Genomic DNA, 2,020 nt, shown 5'->3' on the forward strand with positions numbered 1-2,020 from the left:
AATATCATCGCGTCTCACCATTGAAAGCTTGACCAGCACCGCGGTGCGCATGGCCGCCGGATACGCACGACTGCGGTCTTCACCGGATGGCTACCGATCTCTACCAATCCAACGCGACAAACTCAGCGATGCTGCGCAGCGGCAAGCGGCGCCCAAGCTCAAGTGGCCCAGATCCTGCTGGCTGCCGATGCCGGCCACAAGTTGGGGCCTGGGAGCGGCGCTCAGCGAGGAGCCGGGCCCAGGGTCGGAGCGCAAGCTGACGGCAAGGAGGGAGCCCTGCTGAGCGCCACCACCCTGCACCATCCGCCGCCGGGCCGCAGCCGCTGGACGCTTACGCCGTTTGCCGACGAATTCGATAAGCTAACCGAGCATGAACAGCTGCCGTGCGAGACGGCGCGCCAGCGCCTGGCCGATATATCTCAACCCCTGGCGCAAGGCCATGTAGTGCATCCCCAGAGTCGACGCCGAATGTCGCGCGCATAGACGGCATGCTCGACCTCTATGCCGAGACGCCCGACCGGACGCGGCCAATGGTGTGCTTCGACGAAAGCCCGACCTAGCTCATCGGCGATGTGCGGCAACCGATCCCGGCCACGCCGAAAAGGCTGCAGCGCTACGACTGCGATACAAGCGCAACGGCGCCGCTAACCTGTCCCTTTTCCTCGACGAGCACCGCTCCTGGCGCAAAGTGAAGGTCACCGAACCGCGCACGCCTGACGACTTAGCCCACGGCATGCGCGATCTCCTCGACTCCATCATCCCGAGGTGAGCGCATCCGCGTGGTACTCGACAATCTGTCGACCCCGCGCTCTACGAAGCCCTGCCGGCCGCGGAGGCGCGCCGCATCATGGGCGGCTGGAGTTCCACTACACGCCCAAACACGCAAGTTGGCTCAATATGGTCAGCAAACTGGCCAAAGACCACCCGAAATCAAGCGCAGCCAAAGGGTCATAGTGCAGAGCCGACTTAGAATCGCTGCACTGAAATTATGCTTGAACTTGCTGCATGGGCCGTTTTTCTGCGCCGAGAAGGGTCGAAACTGTGCAAACCGCGCCACGTGTACACGTAACGTAGGCGAAACAAGAGCCATTGCCCAGCGTCAATGGGAATAAATGGGGAGGAGCAGTTCAATGTCGCAAGAATTTGACCGTCTTAGCCGCCGCTTCGCTTCGGGTTTGCTCAGCCGGCGGGAATTTCTTGGAGGCGCGGCGGCACTGGGGGTCAGCGCCACTCTTGCGAACTCGCTGGTTGCTGCCTCCGCGAACGCGCAGGCGCCGCGAAAGGGCGGCATCCTGAGGGCCGGCCTCCAGGGCGGCGCAGCGACCGACAGCCTCGACCCAGGGACCTTGGTCAGTGCGGTCCCCATCGTCTTCGCCAAATGTTGGGGCGAGTTGCTGATGGAGATGACCCCCGACGGCGGCATCGAACATCGCATCGCCGAGGAAATCGGCTCGTCGAAGGACGCCAAAACCTGGACGATGAAAATCCGCCACGGGATCCAGTTCCACAATGGCAAAACAGTCACCTCGGAAGATGTCGTAGCCACCCTCCAGCGCCATTCCGACGCGAAGTCGAAATCCAATGCGCTGGGCGGCATGCGTAGCATCGAATCGCTCAAGGCCGATGGCCGCGACGTGGTGATCACGCTAAAAGAGCCGAACGTCGATCTGCCCTATTTGATGACCGACTTTCACCTGATTGTCCAGCCCAATGGCGGCAACGATGATCCTGAAGCCGGCATCGGCGCCGGACCTTACAAGGTCACCGTCAACGAACCGGGTGTACGGCACGGTGGTGAGAAGTTCCGGGACTATTGGCRAGGCGACAGGCTCGGCCATGCCGACCAGATCGAAATCATCGTCATCAACGACGCGACGGCACGCATTGCGGCCCTGCAGGGCAATCAGGTCCACATGATTGACCGCGTCGAGCCGAAGGTCGTCGACCTGCTCAAGCGTAGTCCCGGTGTGACCATTCAGAACACTCCGGGACGAGGCTATTATTACTTCAACATGTTCTG

The 2,020-nt window shown here is 61.6% G+C and carries 1 protein-coding gene and 1 pseudogene; both read left to right on the plus strand.

Features of this window, described 5'->3' with window-relative positions:
- Nucleotides 1-214 precede the first annotated feature (214 nt).
- A pseudogene (locus LCM4577_RS28930) lies at nucleotides 215-903 on the plus strand (IS630 family transposase); the annotation flags it as partial.
- 227 nt (nucleotides 904-1,130) lie between these two features.
- Nucleotides 1,131-2,020: ABC transporter substrate-binding protein (locus tag LCM4577_RS28935; protein WP_116390205.1), on the plus strand; the 890-nt coding region annotated here is incomplete at its 3' end.

Origin of the sequence: Mesorhizobium sp. LCM 4577, assembly GCF_001854795.2 — a bacterium.
Taxonomy (GTDB): domain Bacteria; phylum Pseudomonadota; class Alphaproteobacteria; order Rhizobiales; family Rhizobiaceae; genus Mesorhizobium; species Mesorhizobium plurifarium.